Raw genomic sequence first — 19,929 nt, 5'->3', positions numbered from 1 at the left:
TATTTCCCTATTTTGGAAACAATGTTCGAGTCGCGATTACAGCTTTTCATCCTTTAACGAATACCACTGATAAAGGAACCGCTGCCCCATTCTGCGAAACGGTGCAAACATCTCTGATTCCACCACTTCCCTCACGTTGGGGAACGGAAGTTTTGATTCAAATATTGGCAAGTCCAACTTGTGGCCTTCACCTGCGATCCACTGAGCGAGGCGCTTACCTGCTTGAGCGGAATACATCACGCCATTACCGCCATAGCCCAGCGCGTAGAAGATGGATTGCTTGGGATTCGGCTGATAGATTCTCGGCATCATGTCGTGGCTAACATCCACCCAGCCCCACCATGAGTAGTCGATTTTGATTTGATCGAGAGACGGGAATTTTCGAGTTAAATCCGCTCTCAACATGTCTTCGTATTTCCTTTCAGGTGCGTTCTTGCCACTGATGGCACTGCGCGTCCCAATCTGTACTCGGTTATCCGGTAACAGACGGTAGTAATGACGTAGGATTCGGGTATCTGTAATCACCTGATTGGTTTTGAAGTTACACGCGGCAATTTCGTCTTGAGTTAGCGGACGTGTCACCATCGAATTAGAAAGTACCGGCAACAAGCGATTCTTAAGCTCTGAATGCAAACCTTGGCTAGTGTATCCACCGGTACAAACCCCAACAGAACGTGCCTTCACAACGCCGCCGGGCGTTTTCAAGTAGTGCACACCGTTACGTGTTTCCCACCCCATTACAGGGCTTGCTGGATGCACTTTTACACCGAGTGCTCTCGCCTTTCTCAGATAGCCAAACGCCAGTTTCCCTGCATGAATACCAATCCCTTCTGGCTCATGCATTGCGCCTGCCGCTTCTTGGTCACCAACGTAATCTCGCTTTACGGTTTCCGCATCTAAGATCTGCGCATCGTAATCGAACGTGTCACGCAGCAACTTGGCTTCTTTCTCAAGTGTTGCCATCACTTTTGGACGGTGAGCGACATATAAGTGGCCGCCCGGTTGTGGGTCACAATCAATGTCTTTGATTAGAGACTTAAAGGTGTTCATGCCATCGACGCATTCGCGGTGCATTTTCAGCGCAGTTTCTAGTCCCCAGCGTTCAATCCACTGAGAGCGTTTTAAGCGTCCTGACGCACACTGAGCCTGACCACCATTTCGGGTACTGCAACCCCAACTCATACGGTTAGCTTCAATCACAGTCGCTTTAATGCCGTACATTTCAGCAAGGTGTATCGCGGTACTTAGGCCTGTGTAACCTGAACCGATTATCGCCACATCAACATCCATATCCGATGTAATTGGACCATCATCTTCAGGTGGCGCGCCTGCCGTATCTACCCAGTACGTTGGTGCGTATTCCTTACCGTGACCTGGGCTCTTGTCTTTAAGTGGATCGTATTTTGGATCGTATTTATCTCTTGCTTGGGTACTTTCTTTTGCTTGGGTGCTTTTCACCTTTGGCGGCGCATCGGCTGCCGGTTGTTCCATTACTAAACTCATAATTCGACTCTCCTAGTCATAACACGTGAACGGGTTGTGGTTTCGTGTCTAGCTCTTGGGAGTATTGTTGGGAGTCAAAAGAGGTCGTGTTTTACGGAAGGCATTTTTTACGCTGATTTTTCCATCTTTCAGGGTAAACACGTCGACCATGCGAGCTTCGATGATGCTGCCATCAGGGTTAGTCGCAGAGAACGTCGATTCACTCACCGCACGGTCACCACACACAAAATGGACAGGGTCGCTCCAAGCTGCATCTGGAAAGTTCTGCCAAACCAATTCAAAGCTATTGCGAACGGCTTCGTACCCTTCAATAGTATTTCCAAGCAAGCCTTCTCCTGCCACGGTGTGGAAGACACAGTCTTCAGTCATAAACGACATCAGTGCTTCGATGTCGTGGTTATTCCACGCATCACTGAAAGACTGTAAAAAGGCGGTGTCGACTTGGTTTTCCAGCACGAATGTCGCTGCATTGGTTTGCATATTCATATTCCAGAATCCTTTATGTTTTCGTTATTGGTTTAAATTTCAGTGGCTTTGCGCCACTTTTTTATTAGAGTGTTTAAACTAGATCTGTGGAGATTTAACAACTTGATAACAAGCTTCGCCACTCTAACTTCGAGTTGCTTTATAAACAATCTCTAAGCTCACAGATTTCATCTTTTTATAAACTAATTAGTGTTCTAATTTTATTTACCAGAAAAACAACTACGTTAAGTCTAAAACTAATTTAAATTGATATAGATATTAGCCTTTAGTCGAAGTCAAAATCTTGATGGTACTTTCGGCCATACTGCTCAAGTTTACGGTTATGGGTATTCACTTGCAATTCAATATTACCCTCACCTTTATTAATAACTTGATTGTTATCTACATGGGCTTCATTTTTTATATCGGTTAGCTTCTCTTCGATATAATCAGTCGGTTCATTTAAAACATTCATGGATATTAACTCCTTTATCAGGTTTACTTTCGCTGACGGAAGAATATGAACGGATACTAGACCGTTTGAATATTCTTTCTCATCGTACAAAGGCTGAATGGCATCATTACTGCCGTCCTTAAATGGATGAATGGAATACCACTTATCCGTTCGTTGCTCCTGCTTATCGCAGTCGGCTACTTTAAAGATCTGAGTTCTTTCAAGTTCATAGGGTGAGTTAAAAACACTAACCCTATGATAATTAATCGCTTTAACAATATTGATGCAGTCTTTACTTTGGCTATGGCACACAGACCACAACGCATTAATCAGGCTATCTGTCCATTCAAGTAACCGGGTTGGAAACCCCTGCTTCTTGGCTAAGCACATCAATAACCAATCGTTTATCTCGTGTGAACTCAGTGAATGCCCACCGTAAACTCTCACGGTTGAAAGCAACTCTTGTTCGACTCGGCGAATGTTTTTACGATTTGACCGGCCTAAGCTTGGCATCAGATTACGGTTGTCATAATCACACACGTTATAAATTAAACCACGCTCTCCACGACACCCCGTGATAAGTGAATCGATTATTTCATACAGCTCTTCGAGTGAGCTTATATAACGTTTATTGTTCACAGCATGCATGTAATAGGTCGCTTAATTTAAATTCATTGCAATCAAAAATTAACAATTATGGTTAATCAGTATCGTTACGAATGATTTTTAAATGGTAATAGGTATATATCTTTATCAATGACCATATATCCTCATCAATAACTAGCAGTTATAAAAACATTAACTAAGGAGCAATTAGCTAAGGGTCGATTAATAAGGAACGACAAAGTTTATATAACTAAAACCACTTATATGTACAACAGTCATTTAATTCATGTTCTAACGTTTGACTAAGAATTATTGAAATACTGGTGCCGATATTCACTTAAGTACATTGCCAATACCCGTTAATATTGCCCGACCACATTCTCGATTGCACTTTCGTTAACACTCTCGAAAATACCGTGGCCGGACAAACTTCCTATGGCTTATACGTAATCTTTGTATTTATCTAGGAAACGAACCGGTGTTGATAGCGCATCTCGGCGGAACGGGTCGCCCAATTCCTGAGTACACATGATTTCAATGATGGTTGTTTTGCCTTCGTTCATCTGCATGTCGATGGCTTTTTGCAAGGTTGGACCTACATCTTCTAGCTTATCAACCGTGATACCTTCAGCCCCCATTGCTCGAGCGATTTCAGCAAAGCTTTGGTTATCTAGCTCACCGGCAACAAAGCGTCGGTTGTAGAAATCGACTTGGTTCTTCTTCTCTGCACCCCATTGACGGTTGTGGAATACCACGGCTGTCACTGGAATGTTATGACGAACACATGTCATGGTTTCCATCAGGCTCATGCCCCACGCACCGTCGCCTGCATAAGAGATAGCTGGGCGATGAGGTGCCGCGGCTTTCGCACCAATGATGGTCGGGAACGCGTAACCACAGTTACCAAAACTCATTGCAGCAAAGAAGCTACGTGGTTTTTCAAAGCGTAAGTAGCTGTTTGCCACTGAGTTGATGTTACCGATATCGGTTGAGACCATTACGTCTTCTGGCATCGCTTTTTCTAGCTCACGCAATACTTGGCGCGGGTGTAGGTATTCACCACCAGAGAACGGAGTCTCGTGAGAGTTTTCTTCAATCATATCCAAGCTGAAAGAGTCACGTTCGTGTGTCCACTCATCAAGCTCTTTTTCCCAAAGTGCTTTCTCTGTTGCGACGGTGTCTTGGCGAGCGCCTTTGTTGTCATCACACAACAATGCACGGCCTTCCAATCTTTCAGATAGAGCAACCGCGGCTGCTTTTGCATCACCACAGATACCAACCGAAATCTTCTTAACCAGACCAAGCATCTTGTTGTCTGCATCAATCTGAATGATTTTCGCGTTCTTCGGCCAGTAGTCCATGCCATGTTGAGGCAAGGTACCAAATGGACCAAGACGTGTACCCAAAGCGATAACCACATCCGCTTGAGCCATCAACTTCATTGCTGCTTTCGAACCTTGGTAGCCTAAAGGACCACACCATAATGGGTGACTAGCAGGGAACGAGTCATTGTGCAGGTAGCTGTTCACAACGGGTGCGCCCAGTCTTTCTGCCAACGCTGCACACTCTTGAACGGCATCTGCCATTACCACGCCACCACCAGAGATGATGACTGGGAATTTCGCTTCAGCAATTAGGTCTGCCGCTTCATTCAGAGACTTCTCACCACCCGGGCCACGGTCTAAACGCGCTGGTTTAGGGATCTCGGTTTGAGTTTCACCGTAGAAATAGTCACGTGGAATATTCAGTTGAGTCGGACCCATTTCGCTCATTGCGCGGTCAAAGCATCGACCTGTATATTCCGCCATACGGTCTGGGTGCGTTACGTGTCCTTGATACTTAGTAAACTCTTGGAACATTGGAAGCTGGTTACACTCTTGGAAACCACCTAAGCCCATTGTTTTTGTACCTGTCTCAGGCGTCACAATTACGACCGGGCTATGTGCCCAGAACGCCGCTGCAATCGCAGTCACACAGTTACTGATACCTGGGCCATTCTGCCCGATAACTACACCGTGGCGACCCGATACACGAGAGTAACCATCTGCCATGTGGGCAGCGCCTTGCTCGTGTACTACTGGGACCAATCGAATGCCAGCAGGAGCAAAGATATCCATTGCGTCCATAAATGCTGACCCCATGATGCCGAACATGTCGGTAACATCATTAGCAACCATAGTTTCAACGAACGCTTCTGATGGTGTCATTGTTACTGTGCCGGAAACAACCGTACGTTTTTCTTGCTCGCTCATTCTTCCATTCTCCTTGAGTTAACCAAAATTTCATTTTTCGGAATGAATTGTCTCTTTTTCGGATTCAATTTCACCTTAGTAGTAGAATTTTTGCGCGTCAACTTTTTATATTAAATTGGAACAATTCATTCTAATTAATAAAACTGGATCACATTATTGGTAGTTTTTCGTACAAAAAGTGCCGTTAACTTAGGTTGAGCTGTTAATAATCGACGACATAGCGCAATAGCATCGACAAATAATGGGTTATATAGAGGGAAGAATGATGAAAGAGTCGGAATTGATACCAACGCGACAGGTAAGTGTGAGAGAGTGCTTTGGCATAGACAGCAACCTAACGGTGATGGCGTTTGAACATGCGGGAGAGTATGTGCCAAAAATCGATCCTAACTACTGTTTTGATCCTGAAGTGACGCTGGCCATATTGGCGGGGTTCACTTCCAATCGTCGCACGTTGATACAAGGTACGCACGGGACGGGCAAGTCTTCTCACATTGAACAAATTGCCGCGAGATTGAACTGGCCGTGTTTGAGGATCAACTTAGACGGGCACTTAAGCCGATTGGATTTCATAGGAAAGGACAGCATCGTCATTAAAGATGGAATGCAGGTGACAGAGTTTAAAGAAGGCATTCTTCCACAAAGCATTCAACAGCCCATCGCGCTGGTATTAGATGAGTACGACGCTGGTCGCCCTGATGTGATGTTTGTGATTCAGCAGCTATTAGAGCAAGACGGAAAATACACCTCTTTAGAACAAAACCGAGTGATCACGCCTCACCCTTCTTTCCGCCTGTTTGCTACCTGCAACACGCTTGGCTTGGGTAACTTTTCAGGTTTGTATTCGGGTACTCAAGTGCTTAACCACAGTCAGTTAGATAGATGGAACATCATCGTTACGCTCAACTATTTAGACCCACAACATGAAACCAAGATTGTGTTATCCAAACTTCCAGAGCTGAATAATGAAAGTGGCCAGCAGTTAGTAGAGAAAATGATCGCGACCGCAGGATTAACGCGTAACGGGTTTCGGGCTGGCGACCTTTCGACTGTGATGTCTCCGCGAACAGTGCTCACTTGGGCTGAAAACATCCAAATATTCGACGATGTAGCGACGGCATTTAGGCTTTCATTCTTAAATCGCTGCGAAGACGAAGAGAAAGAACTGGTTAGCGAATACTATTTCCGTTGCTTTGGTGAAGCCTTGGAAGCGCATACTCAAAATTATTCGTACTCGGAGTCGTAACCATGGCCAATATTTCTTCTCAGCAGAAAAAGATCCTCGATATTGGTGTGTCTGTCGCCAGAGCAATCAGTGGTGAACTCGATCTGAACTATCGGGGAGAACGACTCTATAAGGGCAATAGCCCCTGTTATTACCAGTCTGCTCACACCAACGATCTCACCTTTGTATCTCGTCATGAGCTGAAAAAAAACAAGCTATCGATGCAAGGTAAGATCGATTCATCGGCACTGCGACTATTACTTTCAAATGCTGGTCTTCACTATTCATTACGACCGAAAAACGAAGTCGAACGTCTGCTTTACGACTTCTGCGAACAGGTCCGAATTGAATCTCAAGTCCCGTCTTATCTAAAAGGCGTGACCACCAGTATCCAATTTAACTTTGCGTATTGGAGCGACCAATATCATCAAAATGGCTTTACCGAATCACGAATAGGCATGTTGCTGTTTACACTGATGCAAGTGATCCACACCCGCTTAACTGGCGTTCCGGTGTCTGAGCCTATCGCTGAGACCATTGAATCGACTCGCGCCGGCATCGTGCCTACTTTTGGGCATAGCCTGAAGCTCTTGAAGCAACATAGAACCGACCAACAGCAGTTTGCTCACTGCGCCAATGAGTTAGCAGCCCTTGCACAAGAGTTAATCATCCAGGAACAAGAAAGTGATAGCTCGCCCACACCAACCGTTGAAGAAGACATCAAGATCCTTGCGCAGCTTGCCTTGATTGTTGATGGTGACATTCAAGATCAAGACGTCGATACCGACATCACGGGCAGTAGTAAGGTGTTTGAACTGTCGGGCGCCAATTATCAGGTCTTTAATTCGGAGTTTGATCAAGTCATCGCCGCAGACAAACTCGTCAGGCGCGCCCTATTACTCGAACTGAGACAAAAGCTCACCGATGACATCATGGCGAGACAAGTAAACACTCGCCGTTTAGCCGCTATGCTTACTAGCTTTGTTGCCACACCACAGAGGAACCGACGTCAGGACCATTTAGAAGAAGGCATTGTTAACGCCACTACCATCACCAAGCTCGTCACATCGCCATTGGATCTAACTGTCTTTTATCAGCCTGACATCGGTACATCTCATCAATGTGCCATCACATTTTTGATGGACTGCTCAGGCTCAATGCAAAAGCACAGTCACAAGTTAAGTTTGTTGATGGATACCATTCTCAAATCTGTTGGACTGGCCAACATCCCTTTCGAGATCATTGGCTTTACTACCAATAACTGGAACGGTGGCAAGGTCTATCGGCAGTGGCTTAAACAAGGCCAACCAAAGCACCCGGGCCGCTTAAACGAAGTTCGTCATATTGTATTCAAGGATTTTGATACGCATTGGAGACGCTCTCGCCTTGGCATTGCGAGTCTTCGTAAAGCCGACATCTTTAAAGAAGGGATTGATGGCGAAGCGGTTCAGCTCGCTAGTCATCGATTGCAGCAGCACACCGCCCAGAGAAAGGTTTTGATTGTGTTCTCAGACGGCTGCCCAATGGATACCGCAACCAGCACCGCCAACGATCAGTTCTATTTGGACAACCACCTCAAACAAGTTATTGAACGTGAGTCGACCAAAAACGGTATTGAGATTCATGGTGTGGGAATGGGAGTGGATTTGAGCCCATATTACCGCAACAACATTACCTTGGACGTACAAGAGAGCTGCTTGTTTGGGCTATCTAGGAGCATCTTTGAGATGCTAAAGCGCTGATATGTCAGTGAGGAGAGTTTCATCAAGCATTAAACGAGAATCAAGCCCTCCTCCTTCAAAGGTGACTTTGATAAAGAAGACGTTCTAAGCTGCAAACAAAGACCATGCAGAGACAGCCATCAAATATCCGCCTATCAACATCAACACAATAAACACTAACTTTCTGAGTTGATCATTAGACAACGGCGGTGGGAAACGTCGAGCAAACATTGTGACAAGCGCCACCAAAGGAACAGCGATAGCAGATAACCAGAGTATGCTCTGTTCCATATCACCTGCTGCATAGACATTGACAGTACGGGACATAGACGTACAAGCGAAAACCATCAGCAGTGTGCTTCGCACCAGATCGAGCGTAAAAGGTTGCCGATAGAGATGATACACAATCGGTGGGCCAGCCATTCCAAATAACCCACCCGCTAACCCAGAGCTAAATCCTGAGACAAGGAAAGATACGGTTGCTGAACGGACCGTTCTGGTTTTAGGTTTGAACATAAAGCTCAAGCCTGCGAACAACACCATGGCACCCAATAACCCTCGTAGGATCTGGGTTGCCGATTCGCTCAACGCATCCAGCAAGTACACCCCCATCGACACGCCAGGTATAATACCGATGACTAACACCACCAGAATCTTGAGTTCCCCAAGCAGTGGCTTACCCATCAACGCCACCAAGCAATTGAACAAGGTCACAATACTGACCACCGCGGCAATAACGGGTAGGGATACCAAATTAAGGCTGACCGTTAACCCAATCACGATGATACCGAGACCAAATCCGGTGACAGTTTGGAAATAGGTACCCACCGCAATGGTGGCAAGAATGGCGAGTAAAACAGGTAACTCCATTAGCTATCCTAATTAGGTTATTTGGGGTAAATATGAGCGCATATCAGCGTTAGTTTAAGCAACTAATGTTAATACCTAAATTCAAACTCCGACTCTTCTCTTTCTTCAACATCAGCTTCAGAGTCAGCCTTAGAGTCAGACGCTTTCCCTTGCTGCGCTTGTACCGCGGTAACGGCAATGACATTAAAGATATCTTCGGCACTACAGCCTCTGGACAAGTCATTCGCTGGTTGATTTAACCCTTGCAGCAACGGGCCAATAGCAACTGCCCCACCTAGCCTTTCCGCAAGCTTGTAGCCTATATTCCCCGCTTCTAAGTTGGGGAATATCAACACATTTGATTGGCCTTTGACCTCTGAATCAGGCAGTTTCTTCGCCGCTATTTCAGTGACAATTGCCGCATCGAGTTGAACGTCCTGATCGACGGCAATTCCGGGACAACGTTGCTTCACGAGTTGAGCGGCATTACGAACCTTATCAACCGATTCGTGTTTAGCACTGCCGTTAGTCGAAAACGACAGCATCGCGACTTTAGGTTCTTCCATCAGTAGCGTTTGAGCGCTGTTTGATGCAGCCACAGCAATCGATGCCAGCTCGGTTTCATTGGGGTTAATAACCAAACCACAATCGCTGAAAATCATACCGCCTTTAAGATTATGGAAAGGCTCACACAGCATCATCAAGAAGAAACTCGACACCAATTCGCTGTCCGGTGCAGGGCCGATAATCTGCAGCGCAGCTCGCACCACATCAGACGTGGTATAAACGGCACCATTAACCGTGCCGTCGACCAGCCCTTCCCTTACCATCAAATTGGCAAAAACAAGTGGATCTTGAACCAGCTCTAGGGCGTCATCATAGGTCATGCCTTTGGCTTTTCTTAATGTATACAGCCGCTCAGCGAGCACCTCTTTGAGTGACGACGCCTGTGGAGAAACAATATGAATGCCAGCGAGGTTAATGTGGTGAAGTTCTGCAGCATCGATGATCGCCGATTCATCGCCCACAAGTGTGATGTGAGCGAGCTGTTTGTCGATTGCCATTCTTGCAGCAGCTAACACTCGCGGGTCCTCCGCTTCACTCAAAACAACACGCTTACGATCTAAATGAGCTTTATCAATAATCCGTTCAATCGTCTTCATCTTTTAAATTCCATTTATTGAGATTAATTGTTCCATAATTTATATTTATATTATTGAAATAATAAAAAAGGTCAAATTTTATTCAGATAATTGAAGAATAATGATTTGATATGTACACTCTTAGGCATAGACATATCGCAAGGATGAATCACTGTATGCAAACAGAAACACCGCAAGTTCAAGGGGATACACCGACCCTCCGACTTTTTGCACTATTAGAGGTGATAGCGCAAAAAGACGAGTTTATTTCTCTACAAGGTTTAGTCGAAGAGACCGGATTGCCAAAGCCTACGCTGCACCGAATGCTTCAACAGTTAGAAGCGGCGGGCATCATTCAAAGAGATGGCGACGAAAAGCACTACAGCTCAGGTATTCGACTCAGAAAACTTGCCGAAAACCTACTTTTGAATAGCACCATGCACAGCGCTCGACGCACCATCCTTGAGAATCTAAGAGCAGAAGTCGGTGAGAGTTGTAACCTGACGGCTCTTTCAAGTGGTGAAATCATTTATCTCGATCGTGCAGAAACTGAAGCTCCCCTTCGCTTTCACCTACACCCCGGCTCTCGTGTTCCCGTGCACTGCTCGGCTACTGGAAAACTGTTTTTAGCTCATATGTCTAAGTCGCAGCGCAGACGATTAATTGAAAATGTGCCGCTGACTCAATACACAGTAAACACGATTACCGACTATTCGACTCTCGAGAAAGACATTGAAGAAGCGAAAATCCAAGGTTTTGCTATTGATGACGAAGAGTTTTTACCAGGCTTAGTCTGTATCGCAGTGCTGATACCCTCACCAACAGGTCAATCAAACCTAGGCCTAGCGATACAAGCACCTGTGATTCGAGTGAAACCAGATGAAGCAATAAAATTCTTGCCCGCACTTCAAAAAGCAGCAAAAGCGCTAGCGAAGATCGAAGCTGATAATTGGAGTCAGCAGTAAGCACTTTCTTAGAGAATTTCGAAGTCCATGACTTAGCTGATCATGGATTTCGAAAATGCTACTTTGATAAACAATGATTTGGTAAACAATGCTTGCGCAAACAAGGGCTTCAAAACTATCGAATTAACAACCACAATCTGCGACTAATCAACATTTGGTCGAAGTGATCTGAACACTCGCCAACCCGCACATCAGCAACACGTCTAAAGTAATCACGACAAAGGAATCACGATGCTAAACATTGATAACCAGCACTTACTCTCTTTTATGGTGACAGAAGCGAACCACGCAGTTGCAGTCACAAACCCAGCAACGGGTGAACTCATCGGGCACGCACCGGTATCATCAGAAACAGAGTTAGCGAGCGCGATTGAACGAGCTCATGTAGCGCAGAAAGAGTGGGCAAAAATTCCCGCTAAATCTCGAGCTGCACTGCTTCATCGCTGGGACCAGTTGATCCTTGAAAACAAAGATGACCTTGCTCGAATCATGACAATGGAACAAGGTAAGCCGTTAGCCGAAGCGACAGGTGAAGTCGTGTATGGCGCGAGCTTCATTGAGTGGTTTGCAGAAGAAGCAAAACGCACTTATGGTGATTCCATTCCTAGCACGGTTGCAGGCAAACGCTTGGTGACAATCAAGCAGCCTATTGGTGTCGCATGTGCGATTACGCCATGGAACTTCCCGATTGCAATGATCACTCGTAAAGCGGCTCCTGCCTTAGCAGCCGGTTGTAGCTTTGTCGTGAAACCTTCGGATGAGACACCGCTTTCCGCGTTTGCTGTGGTTGAATTGGCTTATCAAGCGGGTATCCCTAAGGATCTACTTCAAGTCGTTCTTGGTGAAAGCCCGGAACAAGTGGGCAATCTATTCACTTCGCATCCGCTTATCAAAAAAATCTCTTTCACTGGGTCGACCCGTGTGGGCAGTATTTTGATGGCTCAAGCGGCAAAAGGCATCAAGCGCACCTCAATGGAGCTCGGTGGCAATGCACCTTTTATTGTGTTTGACGATGCTGACATCGACGCGGCCGTTCAAGGCGCAATGGCCTCGAAGTTCCGTAATGCAGGTCAAACATGTGTCTGTGCGAACCGATTCTACGTTCACAGTAAAGTGTACGATGAGTTTGTGGCTAAATTCGATCAAGCGGTTCAACAGCTTAAGATTGGTAACGGTTTAGATGAAGGTGTCACGATTGGCCCTGTTGTCAGCCTGAACGCAAAGAACAACATCCAAGCTTTGATAAACCGAGCGATTGAACAAGGTGCCGCGCCTGTCACGCCAACTCAGGAGCTTAATGGGCTTTTCATTCAACCAGTTGTTCTTAAAGATGTAAAACACAGCATGGACATCGTTCAACAAGAGATCTTTGGCCCAGTCGCCCCTGTGATGAAATTCGACACGGACGAAGAGCTTATCGAGATGGCCAACGACACCATTTATGGTTTGGCGTCTTACTTCTACAGTCAGAACATCCACCGAGTGTGGAATATCGCAGAAGCGCTTGAGTACGGTATGGTCGGCATTAATGATGGTCTAATCTCAACCGAAGTCGCGCCTTTCGGTGGTGTGAAACAATCAGGAATTGGCCGTGAAGGTGCGAAAGAAGGTATCGATGAGTACATGGACATTAAGTATCTTTGCTTTGGCGGAAAATAACGTTGGTAGTAACTAGATTTTAGAAATAATTAAGTCTTAGTGAGCACTAACCTGCCCCATTCCCCCCTTCCCACCACAAAAATGAATCAAAAAAAGCCGCGCTATAAAAGCGCGGCACCTTGGGCTCGGTTAAAGGGGGGTTCTTTTTTTTAGTATTTTACATTCTCTGTTTTTGTTATTCGGTTGCTTCGCTATTCCTGCGCTTTCAGTTTTATACGCATCGCGTGCAGCACTGGTTCGGTGTAACCACTAGGCTGAGCACACCCTTCGAATACCAACTGACACGCCGCTGAAAATGCAATGTTGTTCTCAAAGTCAGGCGCCATATTACGGTAACTCGGGTCGCCAGCGTTTTGCTCATCCACCACTGCGGCCATACGCTTCATGGTTTTCATTACCTGAGCTTCCTCGCAAATGCCGTGACGTAACCAGTTCGCGATGTGTTGGCTTGAAATACGCAGTGTCGCTCGGTCTTCCATCAAGCCGACATCGTTAATATCTGGTACCTTCGAACAACCAACGCCTTGGTCAATCCAACGAACCACATAACCCAAAATACCTTGGGTGTTGTTATCCAGTTCACTTTGAATATCTTGCGCGGTAAGCTTTTGATCGCCCAGTATTGGGATAGTAAGAATATCATCGACATTGGCTCTCACTCGCTCACGAAGCTCTTTCTGACGGCTTGGTACACTCACCTTGTGATAGTGCAGCGCATGCAAAGTCGCGGCGGTTGGAGAAGGAACCCAAGCAGTATTGGCACCCGCTTGTGGATGACCGATTTTCGCGTCCATCATCTTCGCCATATTGTCTGGCTCTGGCCACATACCTTTACCAATCTGGGCTTTACCTTGCAGGCCACAAGCTAAGCCAAGATCAACGTTTTGATCTTCGTATGCGCCAATCCAAGTCATGCTTTTCAGCTGTGTTTTAGGAGCAAAAGGCCCCGCTTCCATACTGGTGTGAATCTCATCACCCGTTCGGTCTAAGAAACCGGTGTTGATAAACACAACACGATCTTTAGCTGCACGAATACATTCTTTAAGGTTCACCGAAGTACGACGCTCTTCGTCCATGATGCCGACTTTGATAGTGAATCGATCTAGCCCTAATGCATCTTCAATGCGGCCAAACAGCTCATTGGTGAACGCCACCTCTTCAGGGCCATGCATCTTAGGTTTCACGATGTTGATGCTGTTCGCGGTCGAGTTTTGATACGCGCTATTGCCTTTTAAATCATGCATCGCAATTAACGAAGTGATCATGCCATCCATGATACCTTCAGGCACTTCATTGCCTTCGACATCAATAATCGCAGGGTTAGTCATCAGGTGGCCGACATTACGGATGAACAACATGCTGCGGCCTTTTAGTGAAATCTCACCACCCGTCACGCTGGTGTATTGGCGATCGGGATTAAGGTTACGAACAATGGTTTTGCCGTTTTTCTCTAGTGATTCTTGCAGGTCACCTTTCATCAAGCCTAACCAGTTACGGTAAGCCAGTGCTTTGTCTTCACCATCAACCGCAGCAACCGAGTCTTCGCAATCCATAATGGTTGTTAAAGCGGCTTCGACTAATACATCTTTAATACCCGCCACATCAACGCTACCAATCGGTGCGCTCGGGTCAATTTGAATTTCGATGTGCAGATTATTGTGTTTAAGAAGAATGCACGAAGGGGAGCTTGCGTCACCTTGATAGCCAATGAACTGGTCGCTATCAATGAGAGTGACTTCTTCACCGTTATCCAGTGTCGCTATGAGTTTATTGCCGATGCTAGCATTACTGATGCTGTATTTGGTCACGTCTTTATGGGAGACGCCGTTTAATGGCGCTGCGTCATCAAGGAACTCACGAGCATAAGTCACTACTTTAGCGCCACGAGCAGGGTTAAAGCTTCCGCCCTTTTCCGCGCCATCACTTTCACTGATCACGTCCGTTCCGTAGAGAGCATCATATAGGCTGCCCCAACGCGCATTGGCTGCGTTAAGTGCAAAACGTGCGTTCATGATTGGCACCACAAGCTGCGGCCCTGCTTGTGTTGCGATCTCAGGTTCTACACTCGCTGTCGTCACTTGAAAGTCATCGCCTTCAGGAACTAAATAACCGATCTGCTGTAAGAACTGTTTGTACTCCACAGGATCTAGCGTTTGCCCTGCACGCTCTTGGTGCCAAACGTCAATTTGATGTTGAAGATCTTCACGCTTGATAAGCAATGCGCGATTTTTTGGCGCCAAATCTTCAAGGATGGTTGCAAATGATTGCCAAAAGTCTTCAGCGACAATGCCTGTTCCAGGAATCACCTGCTCATTAATTAATTGGTAGAGGGTGCTATCAATGTTCAAGCTTCCCTGTTGAATACGACTGCTCATAAAATCTCTCTCAAACTAATTGATGGCTACTCAATAAATTTTCGTGACTAGCTCAAATTTACTTTACTGATTTAAACTTACTTAACGGACATGAATTTAGCTAATTTATGCCGGTTATATTGGATATTCATATAAAAAATACCCTACAAACTGTGTTATTCCGTCACTCCACTCTCGATTTCGTTAGCGACACTTTTAATCAAACGACGCATCCACTGGTGGTCTGGATTGGTTTGTAACAATGGACTCCACGCCATCTTCACCTCAAAGGGTTCAATCGCAAATGGCGCAGGCTTGATCAACAATCTAGGGTTATTGCGCTGCAGTTGAGCGGCTTTGGTAGGAATAGTCAGGATCAGGTTCTTCTGTTGAGCGAAGAGAATCGCCGACAAGTAGTGTCGAGTAAACACCGTGATGTTACGGGTTTTACCAATGCGCATTAATGCCTCATCTATCCAACCGAGCTTTTGTGCTTCGCTTGGGTTGATCCCCACTCCCGTTCCCATACCTGTCTTACTTACCCAAATATGTTGCGCCTTTAGATAAGACAAAATATCGAAGTTGTCGGCTATCGGGTTGTCACAACTAAATAGGCAAGAAAACCCGTCGTGCCAAAGGCTCATCTGGTGAAACGACTGAGGAATATCGTCAAATCGGTTGATAATTATATCAACGGTACCTTGCTCTACATCCTGATAACTCACGTCACTTGGCGTCATGATATCCAGTCGTATTTTCGGTGCTATCTCACTTAACCTTTTCAGAAGAGGTTGAATAATGGTCGACTCTGCATAGTCACTCGCCATGATACGAAACACGCGTTCACTGTCTTCTGCATTAAACTCTGTGGTCGGCTGCAGTGTCTTCTCTACATTCGCCAAGATGTTTCGAATCAGTGGCTGCAACTTATGCGCGCGCTCGGTCGGTATCATCCCTTCACTTGTTCTTACTAATAGCGGATCTTCAAACAGGTCACGCAATCGGCGAAGGCCATTACTCATGGCAGGCTGAGTAATACCCAATTGATTTGCTGCTCGTGTAACGTTTCTTTCACGTAGCAACATGTCTAAATACACAAGTAAATTAAGGTCTATACGAGCAATATTCATAAGAAAAATACCGAATATAATAACTATAAATTAACAAAATTATCACATACATGATTATTATTTGTCCATGGTTAGATTTAATCCAAATCAAATGACCTCGCCAAATTGGCCAACATGTCCACGTGAAACTAAGGAATAGTTATGTCGCAAATTACACAAGATATCGAAATGATTGAAGTTGCAAAAAGCGCTGCTGGTGCTCCATGGGATGCAATTAACCCTGAATCTGCTGCTCGTATGCGAGCTCAAAACAAATTCAAAACAGGTCTGGATATTGCGCAGTACACGGCAGATATCATGCGTGCAGACATGGCGGCTTACGACGAAGACAGCTCTCAATACACTCAGTCTCTGGGTTGTTGGCATGGTTTCATCGGCCAACAAAAACTGATTTCTATTAAGAAGCACTTTGATGGCAAGACTGACCGTCGTTACCTATACCTTTCTGGTTGGATGGTTGCTGCACTTCGCTCTGACTTTGGTCCACTTCCAGACCAATCTATGCATGAGAAAACATCCGTTGCTGGCCTAGTAGAAGAGCTATACACCTTCCTACGCCAAGCCGATGCTCGTGAACTGGGTGGTTTATTCCGTGAGCTAGACGCTGCACGTGAAGCGGGCGATGTGAACCTACAAGATCGTATCCAAGACAAAATCGACAACCACGTGACACACGTAGTGCCAATCATTGCCGATATCGATGCTGGTTTTGGTAACGCAGAAGCGACTTACCTAATGGCTAAGCAGATGATTGAAGCAGGCGCTTGTTGTCTACAAATCGAAAACCAAGTAGCCGATGAAAAACAATGTGGTCACCAAGACGGCAAAGTAACGGTTCCACACGCTGACTTCCACGCGAAACTTCGTGCGCTTCGTTACGCTTTCCTTGAGCTAGGCATCGACAACGGCATCATCGTTGCTCGTACCGATTCACAAGGTGCTGGCCTAACAAAAGAAATCGCGGTAGTGAAAGAGCCGGGCGACCAAGGTGACATCTACAACTCTTACCTAGATGTTGAAGAGATTGATGTTGCTGATATGGCTGAAGGCGATGTTTGCTTCAACCGTGACGGCAAGCTAGTTCGACCTAAGCGTCTACCTTCCGGCCTATACCAATTCCGCCAAGGTACTGGTGAAGATCGTTGTGTATTTGACTGTATCGAAGCAATCAACGCGGGTGCTGACCTACTTTGGATTGAGACTGAGAAGCCACACATCGGTCAAATCAAAGAGATGATGGACGGCGTACGTGAAGTACACCCTAATGCGAAGCTGGTTTACAACAACTCTCCATCATTCAACTGGACGCTAAACTTCCGTCAGCAAGCTTACGATGCAATGGTAGCAGAAGGTAAAGATGTTTCGGCTTACGACCGTGCAAGCCTAATGAGCGCGGAATACGATGAAACTGAACTGTCTGCAAGCGCTGACGAGAAGATCCGTACATTCCAAGCAGACGCATCACGTGAAGCGGGTATTTTCCACCACTTGATCACTCTACCGACTTACCACACTGCAGCGCTGTCTACTGACAACCTTGCGAAAGAGTACTTCGGCGACCAAGGCATGTTGGGTTATGTTGCGAATGTTCAACGTAAAGAAATCCGCCAAGGCATCGCATGTGTTAAACACCAAAACATGTCTGGTTCAGACATGGGTGATGACCACAAAGAGTACTTTGCTGGTGAGAACGCACTAAAAGCAGCGGGTGAAGCGAATACATCGAACCAATTTGATTAATCGCTAACACTTTGATTAGTCGCTAACACGAAAGCCTCCCCCGTCCTTCTCTCTTACTTAGGTAAGATCCGGGGGAAGGCTTTGAGATAAAGCTTGTACTGCCAGCTTTATCTCAAAGCCTCAGATTTGTGTTCCACACCACGGTTAACCGAACAACTTCTGTTTAAGCTAACTATATACATATTTGTTCAGATTCCTATTTGTTGAGATTTTTATTTGTTGAGAGTGCCTATGACTTCAATACCTACACACCTACAAGATGCAAAAACACTGTTATCAGAGAATGGTTTCGCGACGGGTGATACTTGGTATCACGGCACATCTTCAGCTTTATTGGCTTCTATTCAAGGCCAAGGTTTAAAACGTTCTGGAGACAAAGCGCTCAACGAAGCAGCTTCAAAAACCATGGCGACCATCGGTAACAACTACACCGAATCAGTTGAACCAGTGTTTCTGACCCAGAGCAAAGAACTGGCGTACTACTGGGCTCAACAAACCGTTCGTGAGCGAGGCGTTCGCTTCGAAGGTGAAGAACAGCCTATCGTATTAGCGGTAAACCTATCGGAAAAGCAACGTGCCAAAGTAAGGCCGGACGTGGGCGCAATGAGCCTATTGATGATGAGTGTGGGTGAGCAATTCATGTCTCACCTCACTGAAATTTATCAAGCCAACAACATTGCAGGCCCCGACATCGAGCTTCGCACAGCCGATCGCATGGACTACCTCAATAAACTTGGTATGGCCTACATTGATGAAGACATCAGCCGCGCTTGTGTTCAAGAGTTAGCTGAGCCCGAGCTGGCCGACTGAAAACGTTCAGTGAATCAGTCTTCTTAAAACAAAAATGGCTCCCAATACGGAGCCATTTTTATTTGCTATCAGCCTATCTCACAAGATACAGGCACATCTAGATTATGAGCACAGAAGACCTTTCTGTGCAGGTTGCGTCATTTCGATGTCACCCTGTAGAGAACGGTAAACGATGGTGTTCCACACTTCACCATTATCCATTTCAAACTCAATAGCGTAATTCAAACCCGCGACAACCTGAGTTCGCACACTCAGAATCTGCTTGAGCTCAGCTGAAGTGTTCATTTGGCCAAGAACTGCGTTTAAAGCTTGCTTGGCTTCTGGTGTTATCTCACTTTTCGACCAACCACCCGTCAGGTTTTTAGTGCTGCAGATGGGGTTCGCATTCTCTTGCGGTTGAGTTGGTACCTCTGATTTCTGACTACACCCAGCTAACGCCACGACACTAAACAAGGTTGCTATTCCAAGTAATGATGTTAATCGTACTTTCTTCATAAATTCTCTCTACCTCAATCATTTACGAGGGATTACTCGCAATAATGTTTCATATGCAGGCAAGCTTAAACCTCGAATGTCATCACTTCATCAGAGATTATGGTGTAACTACTCTATAAACACAGGGGATTGTCAGGAAAACAAGCCGAGCACTGGAGCTCTGCTTTTATCCACCTGATATTTAAATCATTAAAATGGGTAGCGAGAGAATAAGCGAGTAATAAGACAGACACAATTCATCAGTTAATTACATATTTCACACCAAAAACATTCCTATCACGATTAATAAGATGAGCTCATCTTGATGTGGATTATGATATTGGTTCAAAAAATAGATATTTGAAATTATTTTATAAATTCAAAAGTTTATGCTCGGCTTAATCATGTCTGATTTTAAAACTGTGATCCAACCCTACAAGTTGTTGATAATAATGTATTTTGTTCATCTGTGAATTCATTCAAATATGGCAAATCTTTATTGTTAAGGGTGAGTGCAAGTAGTAAAATCTCGCCCGATTATGCAACTTACTTCTCACACCATAGACACAAATAGAGTTAC

General features: G+C 45.5%; 15 protein-coding genes. 6 read left to right on the top strand and 9 right to left on the bottom strand.

Annotation, left to right across the window (positions count from 1 at the left end; all coding sequences use genetic code 11):
- Window positions 1-36: 36 nt before the first annotated feature.
- The 4 genes from OCV20_RS25760 to xsc all read right to left on the bottom strand — a co-directional run bounded on the left by OCV20_RS25760 (window position 37) and on the right by xsc (window position 5,280).
- The gene (locus OCV20_RS25760; protein WP_086773603.1) at window positions 37-1,503 is read right to left on the bottom strand and encodes an NAD(P)/FAD-dependent oxidoreductase; all 1,467 of its coding nucleotides are present in this window, start codon (window positions 1,501-1,503) and stop codon (window positions 37-39) included.
- 48 nt (window positions 1,504-1,551) lie between these two features.
- The gene (locus OCV20_RS25755) at window positions 1,552-1,989 is read right to left on the bottom strand and encodes a nuclear transport factor 2 family protein (RefSeq protein WP_050643310.1); all 438 of its coding nucleotides are present in this window, start codon (window positions 1,987-1,989) and stop codon (window positions 1,552-1,554) included.
- 265 nt (window positions 1,990-2,254) lie between these two features.
- Complete coding sequence (locus OCV20_RS25750) at window positions 2,255-3,070, bottom strand: FRG domain-containing protein (protein ID WP_086773602.1); 816 nt, start codon at window positions 3,068-3,070, stop codon at window positions 2,255-2,257.
- Window positions 3,071-3,468: 398 nt separating this feature from the next.
- Window positions 3,469-5,280 (bottom strand): sulfoacetaldehyde acetyltransferase, encoded by a 1,812-nt coding sequence (gene xsc, locus OCV20_RS25745; RefSeq protein WP_017057935.1) that lies wholly within the window; start codon window positions 5,278-5,280, stop codon window positions 3,469-3,471.
- 262 nt (window positions 5,281-5,542) lie between these two features.
- Here xsc and OCV20_RS25740 point away from each other — a divergent pair, with 262 nt between their 5' ends.
- Window positions 5,543-6,526 carry an AAA family ATPase gene (locus OCV20_RS25740; RefSeq protein WP_202910120.1) on the top strand — a complete coding sequence of 328 codons (984 nt, stop codon included), beginning with the start codon at window positions 5,543-5,545 and terminating at the stop codon, window positions 6,524-6,526.
- 2 nt (window positions 6,527-6,528) lie between these two features.
- Window positions 6,529-8,247, top strand: coding sequence for a cobaltochelatase CobT-related protein (locus OCV20_RS25735; RefSeq protein WP_086773601.1), 1,719 nt, complete (start codon window positions 6,529-6,531; stop codon window positions 8,245-8,247).
- Window positions 8,248-8,331: 84 nt separating this feature from the next.
- Here OCV20_RS25735 and OCV20_RS25730 read toward each other — a convergent pair whose 3' ends face one another.
- Together OCV20_RS25730 and pta are read right to left on the bottom strand one after the other, a co-directional pair.
- The gene (locus tag OCV20_RS25730) at window positions 8,332-9,096 is read right to left on the bottom strand and encodes a sulfite exporter TauE/SafE family protein (RefSeq protein WP_050643315.1); all 765 of its coding nucleotides are present in this window, start codon (window positions 9,094-9,096) and stop codon (window positions 8,332-8,334) included.
- 68 nt (window positions 9,097-9,164) lie between these two features.
- Complete coding sequence (gene pta, locus OCV20_RS25725) at window positions 9,165-10,238, bottom strand: phosphate acetyltransferase (protein ID WP_086773600.1); 1,074 nt, start codon at window positions 10,236-10,238, stop codon at window positions 9,165-9,167.
- A 155-nt stretch (window positions 10,239-10,393) separates the two neighbouring features.
- On the opposite strand from pta, the gene OCV20_RS25720 reads away from it, so the two are divergent.
- Window positions 10,394-11,182, top strand: coding sequence for an IclR family transcriptional regulator (locus OCV20_RS25720; RefSeq protein ID WP_017065657.1), 789 nt, complete (start codon window positions 10,394-10,396; stop codon window positions 11,180-11,182).
- A 231-nt stretch (window positions 11,183-11,413) separates the two neighbouring features.
- Window positions 11,414-12,841 (top strand): NAD-dependent succinate-semialdehyde dehydrogenase, encoded by a 1,428-nt coding sequence (locus OCV20_RS25715; protein WP_086773599.1) that lies wholly within the window; start codon window positions 11,414-11,416, stop codon window positions 12,839-12,841.
- Between the two features lie 191 nt (window positions 12,842-13,032).
- On the opposite strand, the gene OCV20_RS25710 is transcribed toward OCV20_RS25715, so the two are convergent.
- Together OCV20_RS25710 and OCV20_RS25705 are read right to left on the bottom strand one after the other, a co-directional pair.
- On the bottom strand, window positions 13,033-15,216 hold the full coding sequence (locus OCV20_RS25710) for a malate synthase G (RefSeq protein ID WP_086773598.1): 2,184 nt from the start codon (window positions 15,214-15,216) through the stop codon (window positions 13,033-13,035).
- Window positions 15,217-15,371: 155 nt separating this feature from the next.
- Complete coding sequence (locus OCV20_RS25705) at window positions 15,372-16,325, bottom strand: LysR family transcriptional regulator (protein ID WP_012600244.1); 954 nt, start codon at window positions 16,323-16,325, stop codon at window positions 15,372-15,374.
- A 141-nt stretch (window positions 16,326-16,466) separates the two neighbouring features.
- Between OCV20_RS25705 and OCV20_RS25700 the strand changes: the two genes are divergently transcribed.
- Both OCV20_RS25700 and OCV20_RS25695 read left to right on the top strand, forming a co-directional pair.
- On the top strand, window positions 16,467-18,065 hold the full coding sequence (locus OCV20_RS25700) for an isocitrate lyase (protein ID WP_012600243.1): 1,599 nt from the start codon (window positions 16,467-16,469) through the stop codon (window positions 18,063-18,065).
- A gap of 231 nt (window positions 18,066-18,296) precedes the next feature.
- Window positions 18,297-18,875 carry a hypothetical protein gene (locus OCV20_RS25695; protein WP_017067975.1) on the top strand — a complete coding sequence of 193 codons (579 nt, stop codon included), beginning with the start codon at window positions 18,297-18,299 and terminating at the stop codon, window positions 18,873-18,875.
- Between the two features lie 102 nt (window positions 18,876-18,977).
- Here the strand turns inward: OCV20_RS25695 and OCV20_RS25690 are convergent, their stop codons facing one another.
- Window positions 18,978-19,370 carry a cystatin domain-containing protein gene (locus OCV20_RS25690; RefSeq protein ID WP_086773597.1) on the bottom strand — a complete coding sequence of 131 codons (393 nt, stop codon included), beginning with the start codon at window positions 19,368-19,370 and terminating at the stop codon, window positions 18,978-18,980.
- Window positions 19,371-19,929 lie beyond the last annotated feature (559 nt).

The organism is Vibrio coralliirubri (assembly GCF_024347375.1).
GTDB classification, from domain to species: domain Bacteria; phylum Pseudomonadota; class Gammaproteobacteria; order Enterobacterales; family Vibrionaceae; genus Vibrio; species Vibrio coralliirubri.
Note: the sequence above shows the minus strand (reverse complement) of the source record. Positions and strands in the feature narration are given on the sequence as shown.